Origin of the sequence: Ensifer sp. ENS10, assembly GCF_014852025.1 — a bacterium.
GTDB lineage: Bacteria > Pseudomonadota > Alphaproteobacteria > Rhizobiales > Rhizobiaceae > Ensifer.
In genome coordinates this window covers 146,321-165,613 of sequence record NZ_JACVAS010000012.1, presented here as the reverse complement: position 1 = coordinate 165,613, position 19,293 = coordinate 146,321, and the positions used below count along the sequence as shown (strand labels likewise).

15 protein-coding genes and 4 pseudogenes are annotated in these 19,293 nt (G+C 59.0%); 8 read left to right on the top strand and 11 right to left on the bottom strand.

Annotated elements, in window-relative coordinates:
• Positions 1-164 precede the first annotated feature (164 nt).
• The 3 genes from IB265_RS31025 to IB265_RS31015 all read left to right on the top strand — a co-directional run bounded on the left by IB265_RS31025 (position 165) and on the right by IB265_RS31015 (position 2,023).
• A complete protein-coding gene (locus IB265_RS31025; RefSeq protein ID WP_192495676.1) occupies positions 165-428 on the top strand; it encodes a hypothetical protein in 264 nt (87 codons plus the stop codon).
• A gap of 51 nt (positions 429-479) precedes the next feature.
• Positions 480-956, top strand: coding sequence for a hypothetical protein (locus tag IB265_RS31020; protein WP_192495675.1), 477 nt, complete (start codon positions 480-482; stop codon positions 954-956).
• Between the two features lie 581 nt (positions 957-1,537).
• A complete protein-coding gene (locus IB265_RS31015; protein ID WP_057255142.1) occupies positions 1,538-2,023 on the top strand; it encodes an adenosine-specific kinase in 486 nt (161 codons plus the stop codon).
• Positions 2,024-2,430: 407 nt separating this feature from the next.
• On the opposite strand, the gene IB265_RS31010 is transcribed toward IB265_RS31015, so the two are convergent.
• The 4 genes from IB265_RS31010 to IB265_RS30995 all read right to left on the bottom strand — a co-directional run bounded on the left by IB265_RS31010 (position 2,431) and on the right by IB265_RS30995 (position 9,414).
• Entirely contained in the window at positions 2,431-3,786 is a 1,356-nt protein-coding gene (locus IB265_RS31010) for an HlyD family type I secretion periplasmic adaptor subunit (protein ID WP_192495674.1), read from the bottom strand.
• Entirely contained in the window at positions 3,783-5,516 is a 1,734-nt protein-coding gene (locus IB265_RS31005) for a type I secretion system permease/ATPase (protein ID WP_192495673.1), read from the bottom strand. The genes IB265_RS31010 and IB265_RS31005 overlap by 4 nt, the downstream gene beginning before the upstream one ends.
• An 8-nt stretch (positions 5,517-5,524) precedes the next feature.
• Complete coding sequence (locus IB265_RS37500; RefSeq protein ID WP_192495672.1) at positions 5,525-8,251, bottom strand: cadherin-like domain-containing protein; 2,727 nt, start codon at positions 8,249-8,251, stop codon at positions 5,525-5,527.
• 965 nt (positions 8,252-9,216) lie between these two features.
• Positions 9,217-9,414, bottom strand: coding sequence for an isochorismatase family protein (locus IB265_RS30995; protein ID WP_210334638.1), 198 nt, complete (start codon positions 9,412-9,414; stop codon positions 9,217-9,219).
• Between the two features lie 16 nt (positions 9,415-9,430).
• Between IB265_RS30995 and IB265_RS30990 the strand changes: the two are divergent.
• Positions 9,431-9,920, top strand: a pseudogene (locus IB265_RS30990) (adenylate/guanylate cyclase domain-containing protein); the annotation flags it as partial.
• A 160-nt stretch (positions 9,921-10,080) separates the two neighbouring features.
• On the opposite strand, the pseudogene IB265_RS30985 reads toward IB265_RS30990, so the two are convergent.
• A pseudogene (locus IB265_RS30985) lies at positions 10,081-10,303 on the bottom strand (hypothetical protein); the annotation flags it as partial.
• Positions 10,304-10,432: 129 nt separating this feature from the next.
• Between IB265_RS30985 and IB265_RS30980 the strand changes: the two are divergent.
• Positions 10,433-10,630, top strand: coding sequence for a hypothetical protein (locus tag IB265_RS30980; RefSeq protein ID WP_057255141.1), 198 nt, complete (start codon positions 10,433-10,435; stop codon positions 10,628-10,630).
• A gap of 612 nt (positions 10,631-11,242) precedes the next feature.
• Here IB265_RS30980 and IB265_RS37035 read toward each other — a convergent pair.
• The 6 genes and pseudogenes from IB265_RS37035 to IB265_RS30950 all read right to left on the bottom strand — a co-directional run.
• Positions 11,243-11,475 (bottom strand): annotated as a pseudogene (locus IB265_RS37035) (DUF982 domain-containing protein); the annotation flags it as partial.
• A 72-nt stretch (positions 11,476-11,547) separates the two neighbouring features.
• Entirely contained in the window at positions 11,548-11,715 is a 168-nt protein-coding gene (locus IB265_RS30970; protein ID WP_192495671.1) for a hypothetical protein, read from the bottom strand.
• Positions 11,716-12,601: 886 nt separating this feature from the next.
• A complete protein-coding gene (locus tag IB265_RS30965; RefSeq protein ID WP_192495711.1) occupies positions 12,602-12,799 on the bottom strand; it encodes a hypothetical protein in 198 nt (65 codons plus the stop codon).
• A gap of 70 nt (positions 12,800-12,869) precedes the next feature.
• Positions 12,870-13,808, bottom strand: a complete 939-nt coding sequence (locus IB265_RS30960; protein WP_192495670.1) for a DUF3618 domain-containing protein — start codon at positions 13,806-13,808, stop codon at positions 12,870-12,872.
• Entirely contained in the window at positions 13,805-14,224 is a 420-nt protein-coding gene (locus IB265_RS30955) for a phage holin family protein (protein WP_192495669.1), read from the bottom strand. The genes IB265_RS30960 and IB265_RS30955 overlap by 4 nt, the downstream gene beginning before the upstream one ends.
• Complete coding sequence (locus tag IB265_RS30950; RefSeq protein WP_192495668.1) at positions 14,217-14,912, bottom strand: nutrient deprivation-induced protein; 696 nt, start codon at positions 14,910-14,912, stop codon at positions 14,217-14,219. Before IB265_RS30950 ends, IB265_RS30955 begins: the two co-directional genes overlap by 8 nt.
• Positions 14,913-16,385: 1,473 nt before the next feature.
• Between IB265_RS30950 and IB265_RS30945 the strand changes: the two genes are divergently transcribed.
• The 3 genes and pseudogenes from IB265_RS30945 to IB265_RS30935 all read left to right on the top strand — a co-directional run.
• On the top strand, positions 16,386-16,646 hold the full coding sequence (locus IB265_RS30945) for a hypothetical protein (protein ID WP_192495667.1): 261 nt from the start codon (positions 16,386-16,388) through the stop codon (positions 16,644-16,646).
• A 602-nt stretch (positions 16,647-17,248) separates the two neighbouring features.
• On the top strand, positions 17,249-17,752 hold the full coding sequence (locus tag IB265_RS30940; RefSeq protein ID WP_192495666.1) for a hypothetical protein: 504 nt from the start codon (positions 17,249-17,251) through the stop codon (positions 17,750-17,752).
• Between the two features lie 1,045 nt (positions 17,753-18,797).
• Positions 18,798-19,256, top strand: a pseudogene (locus IB265_RS30935) (IS30 family transposase); the annotation flags it as partial.
• Positions 19,257-19,293 lie beyond the last annotated feature (37 nt).

Sequence of the window (19,293 nt, the reverse complement as noted above, 5' to 3'; positions counted from 1 at the left end):
TTACTCGAGGCGACTGTTGAGCCTTCGGGCAAAATCATGTCGTCGCTGCAGAGCCTGTGCGTCATATTCATGTTGCTACCTATCGGATTGTGGAGGACACTGGCTTTCAGGCGTTGCCTGAAGGCCGAAACGATGGATTTCGAGAAGTCGGACGGACACGCCTTATGGTGCGGCTGCCGAGGCATCGGCAACAGCTTGCGAAGCTAAGGCTCCTTTCGCTGAGTACCCTGTTAGAGGCTTGTGGCATCGCGGTGATCACCCGGGATGAACTCCAAGGACACACGATCTCAGGCGAATCTCTGCTCGCCCAATACGAAAGCAACTGTCAGGCGATCGAAGACAAAGTGGTGAGATTGCTCACCAATATCAGTGCCCGCTTTGTTAATTGGGTGCCCGCCTCTTCGCCTGTGACTTTCTCGGCGATCTGACACTGCTTCCCTTCGCACTGTTTGCTTCACCTCGAACGCTAGAGGCAGACGATGGAGCAACAGAACTATTTCCACGTCGTCGTTTGGACCGCTCAGAATGGTGACGAACCGATTTTTCTGTTCGGGGACCTGAGTGAGAAGCAGCTCAAAAGGCAATTTCTCAATCCCTATCACACCGGCGGGAACATCTTTGCCCAGCAGAAAGTTCTGAAAGCCACGGAGCTCACGGCGGTCAGGATCATCGAAACGCCGAATGTGAAGGACGAAGCTCTCAAGGCGGTGCAAGAACGCAGTTTGTGGCGGATAGAGGAGTTTAGGCGACAGCGAAAGTGGGCATCCATGACGTCAGCCGGCTATGGATGGGACGATGACGACATTGCCTATGCCGGCAAAGACGTCACCACCAGCTATGTCAACGGTAGGCCTGGTTCCCCTAGCCTACTGAGCCAAATCATTCACAATCATTGGGTCCGAGTCGTGAGCGCCGGGCTGGTCCTTCTCTTACTGCTTGCGTGGCTTAACGTTTGAGGTCCCAACCATCGGGTTACTGGACCTTTGGCTTGCGGACGGATGCAGTGCCGCGAATGCCGTCCACGAGCAGAGGCTCAGTCATGCTACGACGAGCGCGCCGGCGAAATCCGGAAGGGTTAGCGCTTCTCTAGCGCGATACAGAACGGCCATCGTACTGGCGCGGCCCTACTGGCGTTGTCGCAGCTCACGTTGTGAGCAATGCGATCTGAGATTGAAAAAGGACCCAGAACGCCACGAGGATGATCTGGAGCCTTCCGTCTGAGCGTTCGAATTCACAGACGCGCCATCTATCGCTGGAAATTCACTGATTTCAAGTAAGCGGCCAACAGACCCCGTCTGGCGGGGAGGGAGCCGTCGGATATTCCCGATATCGGATACCGAATTCACCCATAAAACGACGATCCCCAGCATTTGAAAAACTGACCTCACGCTTGGTCTTCGCCTCCCTTGTGTTGGTCGATCCGCGAAGAAGTGAAGGTGACAGCGCTGGGGGGCCAAAGCGGTCGCATATGGCGGCTTGAAATCGCCTTCCGTGGTCCTACCTACCATTGCGTTGCCCACCTTGAAGGAGCGCAGCCATGGAACTCACCGTGGTGCCCATCGTCAAGCCGGACGCCGCCAACTTCATCTTTGGCCAGTCGCATTTCATCAAGACTGTGGAAGACCTCCACGAGGCGCTGGTGGGCGCGGTTCCTGGCATCCGCTTCGGGCTGGCCTTCTGCGAGGCCTCCGGTAAGCGGCTGGTGCGCTGGTCGGGTAATGAAGAAGCCATGCTCACCCTCGCACGTGACAACGCATTGGCCATTGGCGCCGGCCACACTTTCCTGATCTTCCTGGGCGACGGATTCTTTCCCGTCAACGTGCTGGCTGCGGTGCGCGCGGTGCCAGAGGTCTGCCGCATCTATTGCGCGACGGCCAACCCGACGCAGGTGATCGTCGCTGAAACGGAGCTGGGCCGCGGCGTGCTCGGCGTGGTGGATGGCGCCTCACCGCTGGGTGTCGAAACCGATGCGGACATTACGTGGCGGAAAGACTTGCTGCGAAAGATCGGCTACAAGCTTTAGTGTCTGGATTAGGAGACGTCAGGGTGCCCTTACGGACAATACCGTCAAGCCCATGATCCAGGCAGGGACTCGTTCGTGCGACGCCAACGTTATGGTGCATGCGGTCGGCCGCACGCCATCTCCCTGGCGGCCTGGCGGCACTCTTATTGTTCGAGGATGGATTTGCAGCACAGCACGAGTCCATACTCGGAGAGACGCTTCTTGCGACCCGAAGGTTCGTCGGTTGTCGTGGATTGATGGCCCGACTTTCGAGCATCCGCCACCCCTACCCCTTGCGTGAATGCTGGAACCCGATTTCCCCTAAATATATCGCATGGGCGAGCGGCGTTCGCTTCCGCGGAGGCCCTATATAGAAGCTTGATTGGGGGTCGCGTAAAAAACTTCGAGACCGGGCCGGCGAAGGAATTCTAGTTTTCCCGCATAGCCCTGCGAAACGTTCGCGCAAGCGGTTCCCCGATATACGCAAGCATCGTTCGGCTGCCGGTGCGGATCATCACTTCGCTGGTCATGCCAGGGAGCAGCTTGCGGCCGGCAAGCTTGTCGAGCTCTTGCTCATCGACCACGATGATCGTCGTGAAGTAGCCGGCGCCGGTCCTGTCGTCCGTCATGCGATCGGCCGATACGAGCTCAACGCGCCCCTCAAGCGGCGGCATATCGTAACGTGCAAAGGCCGATATCCTGACATGTGCCGTCTGCCCGATGGCGACGGTGTCGACGTCCTCCGGGCGGACCATCGCCTCGATCACCAGTTTCTGGCCGAGGGGCACAATCGACATCAACGGCTCGCCGGGGCGGACGACACCACCGGCCGTGTGCACCTGCAATCCCATGACAACGCCGTCGACGGGCGCTCGGATGTCAGCGCGGGCAAGCACGTCCTCTGCCGCGCGCAACTGCTGCTGAAGATCGAAAAGTTCGGCCTCCACTTTGCTGAGCTCGGCAACCGCCTCGTTCAGGCGCGTCGTGGACAATTTCATGATCTGCTGTTCAATCTCCGCCATCGACTCCCGAATCCGTGCGATTGCGGCGATGTTCGTGGCGCGCTCTCCCTTGAGCTCTCCCTGGCGCCGGCGCAACTGAAGGTGCCGCTCGCGCGTGGCGAGGCCCTTCTTCGACAGCTTTTCAAGATCAGCCGCCTCTGTTTCAATGGACGCCATCACTTGGTCCTGGGCCGCGACCATGTCTTCGAGCCCTTTGATCTCATTCTCGCTTTGCAGGGTGCGCTGATGCAGAATGCCGGTTTCGTTGCCAAGAGCCAGACGCCGCGCCCGAAAAACTTCGTTCTGCACCGCAACCGCTTCTCGGGCAGCCGAGTTTGACGAAGGCACCAGAAGCTCCTGTTCGAACGCAATCTCGTCCTTTCCGTCCCGTTCGGCCCGCAAGCGGGCGGCCGACGCCTTGCGAGACATGACACGGTTTCTAAGGAGTTCCAAATGAGCGGCCGCCTGTGTGTCATCCAGCTTGATCAGGACCTGGCCACTTTTGACGTGTTCGCCGTCAACGACCTTCAGCTCCGAAACGATACCGCCTTCGAGATGCTGGATCACCTTGCGTTCGCCCTCGACCTTGACGACGCCTTGCGTGACTGTCGCACTGTCGAGCGGCGCCAGAGCTGCCCAGCCGCCGAAGATGCCAAAGAATGCGAGTACCACCACACTCCCGATCGCAATGGCGGGTTTTAGTCGCGGCTGAAGCCGCGGATCGTCAGAAGCCGTGTATGCCGTGGGATCGCCGCGACCAAGGGCTGTCAGCTTTGCAATCATGCGCTCACGATCCCCAATCGCGGGGCAGCCGTCGCGGCTCGCGCTCGCTCTTCCATTGCACGTAACACATCGCTACGCGGACCGAAGAGATCGATCTGACCGCGCTGAAGCACGAGAACCTTGTCGACGCTTTCCATCATGTTTGAGCGATGCGTAATCAGAACGATCGTTCTTCCGGCAGCCTTCAGTCCTTGTAGCGCATTGCTCAGCGCCTGCTCACCATCCCGGTCGAGGTTCGAATTGGGCTCGTCCAAGAGCAGGAATGCAGGATCGCGATAGAGTGCGCGTGCAAGCGCGATGCGTTGACGTTGGCCGCCCGAGAGCACCGCCCCCGCCTCCCCGATTTCTGTGTGGTAGCCTTTCGGGAGCCCTTTGATGAGCTCGTGGACCCCGGCCTCGCAGGCAGCGCGCACGACATCCCGGAACGATTGCTCGTTGAGTTCCTGAAATCGAGCGATGTTCTCGGCGACGGTTCCGGAGAAAAGCTCGATGTCCTGTGGCAGGTAGCCGACATGCTGGCCACGATCGGCGGTCGCCCATTGCGCGACATCCATGCCACCGAGTAGCACCCGGCCGTGGCCGGCCGTAGCAGCCCCCACGATGAGTCTTGCCAGGCTCGTCTTGCCCGCCGCAGACGGACCAATAACCGCGAGTACCTCGCCGGGTTCGAGCTGGAAGCTCACGCCCTTCAGGATGGGTTCGCCGCCGCCCTCGCGCGCAACAATGACGTTCTCGACGACAAGCCGTCCCTCAGGCCGCGGCAATGGCAGAATGGGCGCTTCCTCACGCCGAGCGCCGGCCACACCCGATAGTCGCTGATATGCAGATCGCGCGCTCACGACCGCCTTCCACGTGCCGATCGCCTGCTCAACGGGTGCGAGTGCCCGCCCCATCAGGATGGAAGCCGCCACCATCGCGCCGGGAGACGCTTCGGCGTGCACGACAAGATAGGCTCCGAGCCCGAGAACGCCGATCTGCAGACCGAGACGCAGGAAGCGTGCCGCCGCGGCAAGGACAGCCGAACGAAGGCTTGCAGTCGCCTGCCCCTCGGCCGCAGCCTTCTGCAGTGGCTTCCAGGTGGACATCATCGCCTGCAGCATTCCCATGGCCTGTATGGCCTCAGCATTTCGGATCGCTGCTTCCGCTTGCGCATAGGCCTTGCTCTGAGCACTGTTCGCGTGGGCAACCGGCTCTCGCGTGACAAGCTCCGTAAGCACGGCCAGAAGGAAAAGCGCTATACCGCCACCCAAAGCCAGCCAGCCGAGCCAAGGGTGCAAAAGGAAGATTGCCGCAAAGAAGATCGGCGCCCAGGGCGCGTCGAGTATCGGGAAAATTGCCGAGCCGGTTACGAAATTCCCGAATTGCTCGAGGTCGCGCAGTGTCCGAGCGCCGCCATTGCCCCGCTTTCCGGCCGCCTGCTCGACCGACGCGGCAAGGAGAACCGGCGACAGGCGACCGTTCAACCAGATCCCGGTCGCGATAAGCAGTTGCGATCGCACGGTCTCCAGTATGGCCAGAGCCAGGAGCGCAACGACGGCCATGACGGTAAGCGCCGTCAGCGTTTCAAGGCTGTGGCTCGAAAGCACCCGATTATAGACCTGCAGCATGTAGAGTGCGGCCGTCAACATCAGGATGTTGATCGCCGCGCTGAAGGCTACGAGCGGCCAGGCGGCACGCCGAAGTTCGGCAATCACCGCCTGGAGGGAGGACTGATTTGAAGCCCGGCTCATCGTCGCTCCTAGGAGAACTGGAAATCGCCGGCATTCAAGTTGCCGAGATTGCCGAGCAGCGTGACATTGTCGAGTTCTGTAACGAGGATCGCACCACCTGTGGCACTGGGATTGGGGTCGTAGTAGACCGCTGCGTGACCCAGTTCCGAGTTGTGGAAGACGAAGAACGCGCCAGAGGTGATATTGCCGTAGCCGTTAATCGTGCTTTGGACCGAGGCGTTGGTAACGCTCGCATCTGTTTTCACGGCAATCTCAGTACCAGCGACATTGAGTGCTGCATTGTTCCCCGACTTGAAATTCTCGACGGTCGTATCGTTGTCACCAACGGAGTACGCGCCCGCTCCGGTTCCCACATCAAAACGCAGCCTATCGACGGTCGTTGAATTCGTACCGGTTTCGAAATCCGTAATGTGGTTCACCGCACTGCCGAAGTTTCCGAAGTCAAAGGTGTCGTCGCCAATCCCGCCGGCGAGAATGTTGTTGCCGGCTCCTCCGTTCAGAACATCACTGCCTGCACCGCCGATAAGCCAGTCGTTGCCGCCGCCCCCGCCGAGGGAGTCGGCGCCGCCGCCGCCGACGAGAACATCATGTCCGGATCCACCGGTGATCGTTATCGTGTCACTCTGGTTCAAACCGAAAGCGATGATCGTTTCGCTGTTATTGGTGAAAGTAGGGGTGTTCTGGCCCGAGGTTCCGATCCAAAGCCGGACGGTGGTCGTGGTTGACTGATTTCCATGCGTATCCGTGGCGACCACGTTGAACGTTTGATCGACATTGTTGAGGTCAGCGGAAAGGCTGAGCGCGCCCGTGGCCGGGTTCAGGCTCAAGCCGGCGGTCGCACCGCCCCCGAAACCGTATGTGACGGTATCACCATTGGGGTCGACCGCGGCGAAGGTGCCGAGATGCGTGCCCGAAAGCAGCTTGTTGCCATCGTCTCCACTCACCGCCCCGGCATTAAAGGTAAAGGCGGGCGCCGCCGGAGCTTGATTTGGCGGCGGATTGACCGTGAGCGCCACCGTGTCGGTATCGCTCACCAAGCCGTCAGACGTGGTGACGGTCAAAGTGTCGATGCCGCCGTAGTTCGTTTCGCTGACGTAGCTCAGGGCAGCCAGCGCCGCATTGACCTGCGTGAGCGCTCCGCTGATGGTCACCGTACCCGTGGCATTGTTGCTCACGGTCACGCCGCCGGCGGTGCCAACCGTCAGCTTGCCATGGGCGACAGATAAGGTTGTCGAGACATTGGCGTTGTCGACATCCGCGACGGCGACACCGCCGATTGCGCTCGACGCGTTCGAGTTGACGGCCTGCGCGCCCGGCACAGTATTGGTGGGCGCGTCGTTGACTGGCGTGACATCGAGGCTCGCGGTACCGGCGACACTGCCGCCATTGCCGTCGTTGATCGTGTAGCTGAACGAAACGCCGCTGTCGTCATTCGCCGCCGGCGTGTAAGTCCAGGTGCCGTCACCATTGTCGGTCAGCGTGCCGCTGCCACTGTCGATCGTCAGGCCCGTCGCCGTCAGCGTGGCGCTATCGATATCGCTGGCATTGGCCAAAAGCTCGGCCTGGGTGATCACCCGTCCGCCGCTGTCCTCGGCGATCGCTGCCAGCGTCACGGCCGACGTCGTCGGATCGTCGTTGACCGCGGTAAGGTCGAGGCTCGCGGTACCAGCGACACTGCCGCCATTGCCGTCGTTGATCGTGTAGCTGAACGAAACGCCGCTGTCGTCATTCGCCGCCGGCGTGTAAGTCCAGGTGCCGTCACCATTGTCGGTCAGCGTGCCGCTGCCACTGTCGATCGTCAGGCCCGTCGCCGTCAGCGTGGCGCTATCGATATCGCTGGCATTGGCCAAAAGCTCGGCCTGGGTGATCACCCGTCCGCCGCTGTCCTCGGCGATCGCTGCCAGCGTCACGGCCGACGTCGTCGGAGTATCATTGCTACCGTTGACCGTAACGACAATGTCCTTGCTTGCGGTACCGTCGGCAGACCAGACCGTCAGCGTCTCAGTCACAACCTGTCCGGCTTTGAGCGACTGTGTTGCTTCACGCCCATTTTCGAGCGTGTAGCTCCATTCGCCTGTCGCCGGATTGAAAGAGAAGTTGCCGTAGGTGCCCTTCAGCGCAGCTTCCGACGCTGCCTTGAAATGCTTCTCTCCGAGATCGACGTCATATACCGCCACCGTTCCGGAGGCGGACGGTGCGCCTGGATCGTTGTTGTTTGTTCCGCCCGCCTCCGTCACGGTCCCCGTGAACTTTCCGCCTACAGACGCAGCATCGTTTTGGCCGCCGATGTCCAATGTCACCTTGGCATAGCTGAGCGTTCCGTTGCCCAGCCGGATGGAATAATAGAAGGAGTCCTGGATGTGGTCCCATGCTGAGAGCGCATCGATGCTTCTGGCGCTGCCGGGCGTGTTCGAACCGTCATCGAGCCTGAACTCGACTTTTCCGTCGTAGATGCGTATCCAGTTTCCGGCTGCGGTCCTCTCCCAAGTCGTCGTGACGTTGCTCTTCAGAAGCTCGGACATCATATCGGAGCCACCGTCGTCGACCGACCAAAGCGTTTTTGCCTTCCCGCCGAGGTCGTTTGCCATGACATCGAGGGTGATGGTGTTCGTAGTGGAATTGTAGAGGCCAGATGACTTCAGCTGCTCCTCGGTCCACGCATAGGCGTCACCCTGCGCCTGCGGTGCATTGCTGAACGACGTCGTGCTTCCACCACCCGTGGTCTGCGTAGCCATGACTTTACCCCTCCCGTCGCGTGCCCCGGTATCCGGGGAACTGTGGTGTTACGCGATTTCCACCCGGTGGCGCTTTTGTGTCACCGGTGATCCCATCCCACCGTTGATTGATATCCTTCATGCGGAGCGCAAAAACGTCCCGAAGCACCGATGTTCTGTGCGAAGCGACCGCGTTCGAACCCGCGACTACCTGGTCGCAATCGCCTGATTGGTCGAACGTCCGTAGAAGAAGCGACGCAGCAATTCTCGTCCAAGCAGAGGCAAGAAATCGGGCCAGTCTGAGCCGGTTTCATTGCAGCAGGCACGCCCTCTCGGAGCGAGAAATATCCGCGCACGACTACTCCTATCGGGGCAGCCGAGAAAACAGCCGCTCCCAAACTAACTTCCTGAAATTTATGTTGGTTTCCTCAGCCGGTTTTTCCCCAATCGGCCTTGACACCCCATATCCTTAATGGATTCATAACATATTTCATGGAGTAGAAAAGAGAAGATTTCAATTTGCTAAATTAAAGATTGTGAACAAAGTTAACGCGCTTTCGAGCCGAAAGACTGGGCGAAAACGAAACACCCGACCCTTCACCCACTGGGAACATCTGCGGGGATTGGAGAACACGGATCGCCAGCCGTTGGGAACGAGAAATGTCCGTTTCAGTTGCGTCCCTATCGTTCATGCCGCCGAAGGGTCTCAGCCATTGAGAACACTGACGCGTGGTGCCCTGGCCGAGCGGCCAAAAAAGCTGGGCTGCGGCTCCCCGAAGAGGCGACAAGAAAGCGCGGCCGCCTTCCTCGATGCGGCCGTCGTCTATTAATGCCGGTCTCGGTGTCGCCGTTGCCCGTGTCGTGACAGACAATGGCGCCTGCTAAGGGTCGTGTCATGGATGCTGGCCTCCATCCAGCATCCAATACGAATGACAAATCTGCAGATTTGGGAATCTCATGCCGATCCCGAAGCGCCATGAACCGCTTTAGCTGCGAAGCATTCCGACCGTTTCTTCCGTCGTCCAAAGCCCATTCGCCATGTACCTAAAGTTGATGAGGGCCGCCAGATAGCCATCGCCTTCGGGAATTTTCGGTGCGGCAACGGCGTCGCGGACCACGGCTACCTCAAATCCCAGTTCGAGAAATTCCCGCAAATGCGATTCCACGCACATGTTGGCGAGCATGCCTGCCAGGATGATCGCCTCGTCCTTCCGCGAGCAATGGCGCAGTAAGGGAATAGCGCTTGGTTATACTCGGATCGGTGCACACGCGGGCACCGCTGTCGTCGGCAACTTCGGCGGAGGGCGGTTTTTCGACTACAGTGCTTATGGCGACACCATCAATGTCGCCGCGCGATTGGAGTCGGCCAACAAAACGATCGGCACACGTATCTGCGTCAGTAGCAGCCTGGCTGCACGGGTGCAGGCGTTCTGTGGTCGCCCGGTTGGCAACTTGTTACTTCGAGGCAGGGTCGAGCCGATCCACGCTTTCGAGCCGCTTGAGCCGGCGCGATACGCCAGTCCAGACAACACAGGCGTATTTCCAAGCATTCGAAGAGTTGGAGGCGGGTAATCCCCATGCGGTCGCGTCATTTGCAGCCCTCGTCGGTCGAAACTCGGATGATCGGCTTGCGAGCTTCCACCTGAGGCGACTACTAAACGGCGAGACTAGCGCGACGATAGCCATTTGATTGCATAGTTTGCCTGCAGGACGAACCGCCGAAGAATGGTAGCCTCGCTTCATTGAAAAAGTCTGTCCGGTCCGGCGAAAATCGCGCAGTTGCCAATCTGGAAGGTTGGGAAATCACCGGTGCCAGGCTGTGAGTTCCCAACGATACAAGGGCGCGTCCGCTAGTCCCGCTGCCGTTGTGGGGCCAACGCCATCGTCTGCGCATAGGCGATCGGCTGCCTGGCAGGTTTTCGTCCAGAACCAGCGTCTTGAGATCGTCAGAACGGACGTCGAGTGCTACGACGCGTTCAAGCTTATCGATCTGCCACACTGCATAGCCGAGTTCCGGAACAACTCCACAATCGCACTCGCAATCTCTGCTTTGATGAGACGCGGCTCTTCTGGCCGGGGGACGGCTTTCGTCGGCCTTGAAGGTGAGTTATATTACGTATCGCTTATATACAAGGGAGTGCGGTGAGATGTGCCAACCTTTCAGCGCTCTATTGCCAGCTACTTGCCTGGAGGGGGATAGAGATGGAAGACGATCGGACCACAATAACCGCAGAGTTTCAGGGTTTCGAAATCAGTATCGTCTCACGGGAGCCGCTTCTTGGGACACTTGAACTGACCTCATTCACGGGCGCGAACATCGAAGTCCCTTTGGATTACTACAGCGCGGAGGCCCTTGTTTCGGCGCTCGTACAATTTCTGGCGCAAGGCAGCAATGACTGACAGACCTGTCGTCGCCGACTGCATCAGGCGCTCTTTCTCTCTGACGAGTCCCGGCGAATGGGTAAGCTCATCAAGCCCAAAGGTTCGCATCTAACTATTTGGTCCCAGGCCGAAGTTGGGTGCCCTGCCCGAGTACCGGATCGACAATATCTAGAGACCTCGGTGGTGTGCGCGCGCTGTTGAAGCCGTAAAGCAGCGGCGCGGGCCGCCTCTCGAACGTTCCGCTTTTTTAAGCCAGAACGGAAGCATCCGAGTCGTTCTCAGCGCAGTGTAAGGGGATAATACCGGAGCCGACCCCAAGCGGGGCAAAGCTTCTTCAGAAGGGTGGAAAGAAGAATTTCCTGCCGCTCGATTTTAAGAGCTTCAGGTGTGTTTGTTTCCAAAGATTTCGAAGTGATGGATTTCGACGGTCTCAACGAGGTCCGCCTCGTCCTCTAGTAGAATCGGCTGCTGCCATTCATGTCCAGCAGCCTTCTTAATTGACTCCACATCTTTCCAAATCGAGATCATCCAGAATTCCCGTTCCCGTGGGTCGATCGGCTTGCCGGGATAAAATGCGATGAGACCTTCCTGCTCGCGGAGCCACGGTATCGAAATTCCCTCAACCTTGTTCTTTACCCTAGCCTCGGCAATGGCCGCCGCGAACGCATCTCGCGCTTGCTCCCACGGGTAGGTGCCAAGCATGGCGTCCGTGCATTTGTTCAGAGCGGCCAAATAGGCGACGCCATAGTCGACAGGCCACTCTCGGTAAGCAGCATAGCTGCCCTGGCGGGAGTCCACACTATTTGAACTCCGTCGAGTTCCGGAAGCTGGATGATCACGCATTCGTTCCAAGTTTCGATCATCGGCGCCTCCTTTCCATACTGACATAACCGCGGGATGCAACCTTCGTTCCGTCAGGGTTGTGCTGGCTGGACTCACGCTTTCAGCTTCGGTGGCTTGTCATTCTCATCCGGGTTCGGATTGGGAACCTCGTCCGGAAGGACGTCGGGCTCTGGTTCCTCGATGGGCGGCTGCGGCACGTCCGGCGGCATGCCGGGCGGAAATTCGGGATCGGGCGGCCTCGGGATCGGTTCAGTCGGCATCGTTTTCGACTCCTGTTTAGGAGGTCAACCGATACCGGACTGTGTTTGTTCCAAGATTCGATCGAGGTGGCCGCATGATTAAGCTCCGTCTCCCACCCGTCGACAGGCTGGGAACAGAGAGGCCGCAAGCGCAACCTCTGATGTCGTCATGAGGCGCCGCCGCGTCATCGATGCGAAGGGCGTCGTCACCCCGCTACTCCGTATTAAACAGAAGCTCATGAAGGCCTGCCACGGCTTGGAAGTCGAGATGGTCAAGTGAGCGCTGAACTGTTTCGCAAGATGCCGATGCCGGCATGGACGAGATCTCTGCGCGTTGGAAGGCCCTCCAGGTTCAAGAACAACACGCGCGACAGGCCCTCAACATTGCGAACGATGAGCAGAAGAGTACCTACTGGGTAAGCGCGACCACCCAAGGACCGCGGTCTATGCGCAGGGTGGTCGCGACACTTAAAAGCTCTACTGAGCAGGCGTCGTAGTTGAAGGTTGCGTCGTAGACGGCTGCGTAGTCGACGGTGTCGTTGTTGACGGCTCCGTAGTGGACGGTGTGGTCGTCGACGGTTGGGTGGTTGACGGCTCAGCGGTCGACGGTGCTGTTGTAGATGGCGTGGTCGTCGACGGTTGAGATGTCGTCGGCTCAGTCGTGGTCGCAGGCGGTGTTGCGGTCTCCGGGGTCGTTTCCTTCTTTGGCATTAGAAGGACGACGAGGATGATGACCACCACGGCAAGAATTATTCCAAGGACGGTATTTCGGCTCATGCTTGGCTCCTCTTGGATGCATCCGACTCGCAAATTGTATCACGGCAACCAAAACCGGAGATGAACAGGTAAACTGGGCGTGGGCGAAGTCCGCGCCGCAAGCGATCGCTTCGGCCTTTTTGTTGGGCGATTAATCTTTCGAAAATTGCTCTGCCGTCGCTGCGACCTCGAAGTTACCGAACGTGCCGTCGACATACTTGAAAACAAGTATGCCATCACGGCGCTTTAGCCCGGCCGCTGTCTCCTTGTTGGTGAAGCCACTCATTTCCCCCTCCATTCCACCGGCGGCAGGATCGCCCACCGGCAGAATATAGGCAATCTCTAACATGAAGCGCTCTCAACCGCCGGCGGCATTGGGTTATCATCGAAATGGGCCGGCCGGATGACCCGGTCGGGCGTCATCCATTAGGCGTCTCGCCTGGTGTCGTTCTGCGGGTCTCGTCCAAGGCTCCTTTGGCACCTTCGATCGCTCCTTCTGCGGCGGCATCGGCCGTAGCCGCGAGATGGTCGCGCACGCGGTCCGAGGCCGCGCCGGCGGTAACATCCTCCAGCGCCGTTGCAGGCAGCGCTGCTCCAATGGCTGCACCGATCGCAAACGCAAGCGCGCCGCCAACGAGAGGCTGGTCGCGAAAGTTCTTGAGGATGGCAGCGTTCAGCTGTGCTCCTTGAGTCTGAGCAATCTGGCGGACGCCGCGAGCACTGTCCGCCGCCGATCGGCCGGCTTCTGCAATCGTATCGGAAATGCCGCTTGCTGCGCTCTTCATCTCTCGCCAGGTAGCCGACCCCCAGCCGGAGGCTTCGTCGAACAACCTTCCCGTTTCATCACGGATGTCCTCGATCGGTGATCCGGATGCGTCGGTGAAGCCGCGATAGACGGCGCCACTCGGATCCACGAAATGACCGGCCCTGTGGCCGGCCGCATCGGTTCGGGCGCGAAAGCGACTGCCTCCCTGATCTTCGAAATGGCTGTATCTTTCGCCAAAACTTGCCTCGACCGGCCCAACACGCCGAAGACTGCCGTTCACGAAAGCGAGTGGATAGTTGTCTACACCGTTATCGGGGGCCGAAGCTTGAGGTGCACGGGACGCAGGATCCGCCAGCAGCCACGCAAGGCCGATGCCCGTCAGGGCTACCGGAATGGGGTTCGACTTCATCGCGCCGCCGAGATTCTTGAGAAATTCTGCGCCTCCGCTCCTCCTCGCATAGGCAAGTAACTCATCCATCAGTTCACCAGGCGACATCCGTTCCTGGATAGCGTGAAGCTTTTCTTCGATCCTTTGGCGATCGGCTTCGATCTCGCGCTGCAACTGAGCAGACGAATGCGTGTCCACGGTCATCGTACTGTCTCCTTCGCCACTTCGAGGTCACGGTGGAGGGACGCCGTCGTTTTGTCGAAGCGCACGCTGCGGTGTCCGAGCCCGGCGAGGCTACGCGAGATCATCACCCATGCGAGAAGACCCACGACGAGACCGACGACGGCCGCTGATAGGGCATCAGCGTTCGCCTCCTGCATTCCTTGCGCAATGAGGAAGGCGCCGAGCCCTTGCACGACCGCGCCCAAGAGTACACCAACGGCCGCTATTGCGAAGATAAGCCCAACGACAAACGTCTCGATGCTGCCGATAGCCCGATTTAGGTTCTCGCCTGCCTCGGCCTTCGCGAGATCGATTTCCTTTCGGAAAAGCCCGGATATGTCTGTCACCAATCCTGTCATGAGGTCGGATAAGGAGCGGTCATCACGAGGGTCAAGCATCGCGCAATTCCTTTTCAAAGTCCCAGTCGCCTTCCTTGCGGTGTGTCGCAGCGGAATTCGGTTGGGCAACATTCGGGGTGATGTGGGACCGTTCGGCCGAGGCAGACAGGAATCGGCTTGCCGCCAGTCCAGCAATTGCTGCGATTCCGAGAAAGGCGAGAGGCTGCTTTCTCCCGAAATCTTCTGCCATAGCCGCTATTTCGCCCAGTTCTCGGTTTTCACAATCGCGCGCCAGCCGTCCGATTGAATTCCCAATTTGCTGTGTGTAGCGCCCAAGCGCCGGTTGCTCCGACTGGCGAAGTTCGGATCCGACCTTTTCCACGGCGCTTGCTAAACCGCGCAGTTGGCGGGCCAGCGCGCTCTTTTCGTCATCCACGGCCCGCATTGCGGCTCTTTTCGCTTGATTGACTTGATCATCACCGGGTGAGCTTTCATCAGCCTGGCTTTCATCCAGCCACTCGGCAGAACGATTTCCAAGACCTTCCCGGTATCGACCGCGCTCCTCGGACGGTGAGAAACTTTGTTGTTGCTGGGGTCTGCGGTCCTTTGGGTCGTCGATCATTTGCGCCTCCTCTTGGTCAGGCGCGAGCCCGATCCATTGAGCTTCAAACCAGCGAATTTGATCCTTGTTCCTTTGATATCGGCGCAGTCCGGATTGCTCGACGAACCAGACTTCAAGGAGCTGCAAACCCTCGGTTCCTAGTGACTTGAACAGGCGCGATAGCTTCAATGTGGTACCCGCCTGCGGGAGCTTGGCGTGGAGCGAGGAGGGTCCGCCCGCACCTACCAACCGGGACGCTGCCCTACGTCTCGCGGTGGGCAGGAATTGCCAACGAGTAGCTACTTGACTCGTTGTTGCGTGAGGGCGCTACCGGGTGGCGCCAGTCTTTCTGCCTGCTTGGGTGTGACCGCTGCAGCCAAGGTAGGTTCGGGCGGCGGTCGGCTGTCCCTTCCCGAATGGAAGATGGGGGAGCCTCCTCCGGGGGTGGAAGCTCCCCGGGGCTGTGTGCGACTACAAGATCAGCCCACAACTCATCCATTCTGGGTAAAAAAAGGCCCCGCTGAAGCGGGACCTGAGGTGAACCAGCGCCCGGCTTTCGCTAGCCGGTCGAGAATTGCGAGCATTAACGACCTCGGTGGGCCCCACATCTAACGGGGACACTAATGGCAGGCGGGGCCCAGAGGCGCCTCGATCGGGTCGAAGATCGAGAACATATCCAAACCTAGGGCGGCGGAAAAGGTTCCGCCATGGGACCTCAGTCCCAGACGGCCAGCGCAAAGGTCTTAGGTTCGTTGTCGCACCCTACCGTCGCGTTAGTTTCTTCTTAGCCCAAGCAGCACAGCCCTTAACTGCCTTGGGCGGGCAACGGCGCCGGAGCGCCCCTTGCAGTCAGCAGGGACCAGCTTTGATGTCGTTGCCCAATTGAAGGATTGAGGATTTGCGAATGTACGAACGACACACTTACGGAACGCCACAGAGGAAGTTTACGACGGCCCTCCCAATCGGAGTAATGCTTCTATCAATGGCGGTAATCGCTGCTTACCTGCTGGTCGGGGGCGCTTTGAGCGACGGCGGCCGTCCGATCGCCACTGTCCTTCCGAAGCTCTCCGTGGCCACTTCGCGATAGCAGCCGGTCCGGCAAGGCTCTTGGGCGGGGTGGCGTCCCCATCTACCGACCCCGCAGCTTAAGAGCACGAGTCTGGAACATCAAAGAGCTGAGTCTGGAATGTACAGCGAGCAACCAGCAATTCCTCGGGGCGAGAACACATGGTCGTGATCTGACCTGCCGCCGGTCTCATTCCTGATACGCCCGATGTAGCCGACACTGTTGCCGTCCAGTTCGGTGCGACGCCGTTGGCAGCGAGGTTGATTGGGGTCGATCTTGCTTTCAAAGGTGGGCTCGTAGGACACGGAAACAAGTGGTTGACGCAGAGGTTCCCGCCCCTCGCGGCCATGGCAGTTAATCCCTTTGGATTCCGGATAGCCACTTCGAGTTAGGAGCTACTCTGTGACCCACCCATTTGCTGTAACGACCTAAGTCCCAGTCGGTCCGCCAATGGTCTGAGGTCAATTGTCGCGTATTTCGATTACGGCATATTCTGATTCAACCAGGGCCGCTGTGGGCCACTGGAAAATCAATGAGGCTGCTTGGGTGAAGCAATGAAGAACGTAACTCTACCGATAATCGCCCCTCCAACCCGCCGAACCAAATACGAACAGAGCAGCGATGAATGCCAAGAAGCCCTCAGAGAGGCGTTCGGAGTGTTCGTCGATTATTGTACGGCAGCGGGCTGGTCTGATGATGACGTCGCCATAGCGTTGATCCAAATCGCTGACGAGCACCTCTGCTCTCTTGCTATCTTGACTGACTTCTCCGCCGTTTTGGACCAGACCACAGGAGCTGAACTGGCAAAATTCTAGCAAGTCCCCGTCCCAATCAACTCCGCGCTCCAGGGTCCATCCCACACGTGGCCCATGCCCCGAAATCTTACTAGCACTTTTGCGCCCAGCGACCACTCGGCGCCTCGGCCTACCTCACTTCAGATCCCACATGGGGAGGAAACCAGCATGAGCAAAGCCCTGTGACGCGCCTGATGAGCGAGGACGAAATTCCTGCATTCGTCGGACGTGATCGAGGCTGGGTGTGACACCAGCGCCGTGGGGCACGATAAGTATGTGATTGGCGATGACGACGAACAGGACGCCACTGCATTGGAGAGAAGTACGGCAACCGCAATCCACTGAAACTGAGATTGACGCCCATTTGCGGTCGATCGGCAGGTTTGTGGATACCACTTGGCCGAAAACGCGACACTCGCGCGTACTCGAGCAGCCTCGCCGTCGACGAACTGGCGCGCCACAATAAAGACCGCTCCGATCCGTTATCAGCGACCTCAATCACCCTTTTTGGCTATCTTGTCGGATTGATTAGCCGATATTATTTTTTCTTCACACTCGATTTTCGAAACTATGGGGCTCCGGCAGAGGGAACCTCGCGCCACCCCTGGGAAAGGAGGTCGCGCATGCATTCCCTGCCTAGATCGATGGCGCTTCTCCCTCACGAAATGAACGAGATCGATCGGATCTTCCAAGACATCCTGCGCGAACGGGGGCTGTCGCGAGATTGTGAGACGGCAGAAGTGATCGCAAGACGCATTCTCAGTTGTTACCAGAGAGGCATCCGAGAGAGCGGCGCCCTGAAATACATGACCGGTTTCGACAAAAGATCGGTGGCGCCAGCGAACGCCGAAGCGCTCATCCACGGTAATCCGGAAGTCTCGATGCAGGAGATCGCAGGAGAGCCATCCGTCAAGATAAGTCCGGACGATGTTGATATGCTTCAACGAACATTCGATCGGGTGTGCATCTGGTGCAGCATTCCACGCTACGGAAAGCGCGCTCAAACGTTGGCCCGGAATATCATCGAGCAATTTCGCAACGGGGTGAGCGATGAGGCTGCGCTGTTCGAGAGCGCCATGTGGCAGGAGCAGCACTCCGACGTTGCTCAGTATCGGCCGGACGCATAGGGAACATTCCGCATCGGTGACCGTTCTTTGCTTTGCCGATGATCCACGACGCCGGACCTATGTCCACGGAGCCTGCCAGGTACACGCTTGCTTGGCCCCGTCGTCGCCTTTCGGGGCCATTCTTTTTGGCTCGCTCCCTGCCAGCAGGAACCTTTCCGCCGTATGCGCGTTTCTCGCGTGTCTTGGTCCCGACACCCCCGCTCGGGATCACATGGCAGGCTTCACCAAATCCCCGGAGTGAAGTCCGAAGGTAGCCTCTGGCCTCGTCACCCCGACGGGGCCATTTCTTTTAAGGAACCATTCCGAGAACACGCGCGTTGTTAGGCTCGCCAATGATCCAAAATCCCTCCGGATCAAGGTAGAGCTCCATCGACGTTCGGGCGGAGGTGGGGCTCTTCTATTGCAACTTGCGGGAGCACATCCCAGCGGCGCTCCGAATAGCTACAACTTCTGAAATATGCGCGAACGGTTGTGGAACGCTCGCGGCACGAAAGAGGTCCACGCAGCTCGCCCTAACCCAAGTGGATGAGGAACATACTCGAACCCCAGCTGAGGCCCTGCGGGGTGGGTCACTACAACTCATCCCTGCTGGGTAAAAAAAAACGCCCCGCCGAAGCGTTACCGGTGAGGTGAACAGCGCCCGGCTTTCGCTAGCCGGTCGAGAATTGCGAGCATCAGGGACCTCGGTAGACCCACCTCTAGCGGGGACACTGATGGCAGGTGGGCCCTTACAGGCGTCTCGATCACGCGGACCGAGCACGTATTCTCAACATAGGGCCGACAATATGTCCTCCATGGGGACTTAGGTCCCGTCAGCTCGGCGTCACGGCCTCGAAACGTCAGGGCGATCCTTCCCGCGCTGGGCTCCAGCGGTTTGTCGGCAGAACCGGAAGACACTTGAGCTATCTGGGTCTCCGGGCGGCTTGGGTCTGGCCCATGCGGTTCCCGACGATACGTTATGCGATCCTAGAGGCATAGAAGGTACATTCTAATTTGAAGTGCGACATGCCAATGATTTCAATGGTTTCCCCTTGGAGATTTTGGCATGTCCCGACGCTATTCGCAGCTGAATCTGGCCGATCGACGCCGCCTCTTCCACTTTGTCGAACGCAAGCTGCCGATCAAAGAAATGGCGCGCGACCTCGGCCGTCATCGATCGACGATCTATCGTGAGATCCGGCGCAACACCTTCCACGATCGCGAGCTGCCCGACTATAGCGGCTACTTCCCAACGGTTGCTGACGAGATCCGCAAGGAGCGGCGGCAGCGTTTGAGGAAGCTTGTGCGGCACCCGCAATTGCGCGAACTGGTGATCGAGCAGCTGAAGGCGCTGTGGTCCCCGGAACAGATCGCCGGTCGTCTGCTCGCCGATGGCGTGAGCGCCGTGCGGGTCTGCACCGAGACGATCTATCGCTTCATCTACGGCAAGGAAGATCAGGCGCTGGAGCTCTATCAGCATCTGGCGGAAGGTCGCCGCAAACGCCGCCCCCGCGGCTCGAGGAAGGCGACTTGTTGATCTTCCAACGTGACTTGGGCAACGC

What these genes read in the sequence shown, in the direction of transcription:
- IB265_RS30960 (WP_192495670.1), bottom strand. Translation starts at nt 13,808, where the DNA reads ATGACCGTGGACACGCATTCGTCTGCTCAGTTGCAGCGCGAGATCGAA.
- IB265_RS31015 (WP_057255142.1), top strand. Translation starts at nt 1,538, where the DNA reads ATGGAACTCACCGTGGTGCCCATCGTCAAGCCGGACGCCGCCAACTTC.
- IB265_RS31020 (WP_192495675.1), top strand. Translation starts at nt 480, where the DNA reads ATGGAGCAACAGAACTATTTCCACGTCGTCGTTTGGACCGCTCAGAAT.
- IB265_RS30955 (WP_192495669.1), bottom strand. Translation starts at nt 14,224, where the DNA reads ATGCTTGACCCTCGTGATGACCGCTCCTTATCCGACCTCATGACAGGA.
- IB265_RS37500 (WP_192495672.1), bottom strand. Translation starts at nt 8,251, where the DNA reads ATGGCTACGCAGACCACGGGTGGTGGAAGCACGACGTCGTTCAGCAAT.
- IB265_RS30995 (WP_210334638.1), bottom strand. Translation starts at nt 9,414, where the DNA reads ATGCTCGCCAACATGTGCGTGGAATCGCATTTGCGGGAATTTCTCGAA.
- IB265_RS30970 (WP_192495671.1), bottom strand. Translation starts at nt 11,715, where the DNA reads ATGCCGACTGAACCGATCCCGAGGCCGCCCGATCCCGAATTTCCGCCC.
- IB265_RS30965 (WP_192495711.1), bottom strand. Translation starts at nt 12,799, where the DNA reads ATGTTAGAGATTGCCTATATTCTGCCGGTGGGCGATCCTGCCGCCGGT.
- IB265_RS31025 (WP_192495676.1), top strand. Translation starts at nt 165, where the DNA reads ATGGTGCGGCTGCCGAGGCATCGGCAACAGCTTGCGAAGCTAAGGCTC.
- IB265_RS31010 (WP_192495674.1), bottom strand. Translation starts at nt 3,786, where the DNA reads ATGATTGCAAAGCTGACAGCCCTTGGTCGCGGCGATCCCACGGCATAC.
- IB265_RS30940 (WP_192495666.1), top strand. Translation starts at nt 17,249, where the DNA reads ATGCATTCCCTGCCTAGATCGATGGCGCTTCTCCCTCACGAAATGAAC.
- IB265_RS31005 (WP_192495673.1), bottom strand. Translation starts at nt 5,516, where the DNA reads ATGAGCCGGGCTTCAAATCAGTCCTCCCTCCAGGCGGTGATTGCCGAA.
- IB265_RS30945 (WP_192495667.1), top strand. Translation starts at nt 16,386, where the DNA reads ATGAAGAACGTAACTCTACCGATAATCGCCCCTCCAACCCGCCGAACC.
- IB265_RS30980 (WP_057255141.1), top strand. Translation starts at nt 10,433, where the DNA reads ATGGAAGACGATCGGACCACAATAACCGCAGAGTTTCAGGGTTTCGAA.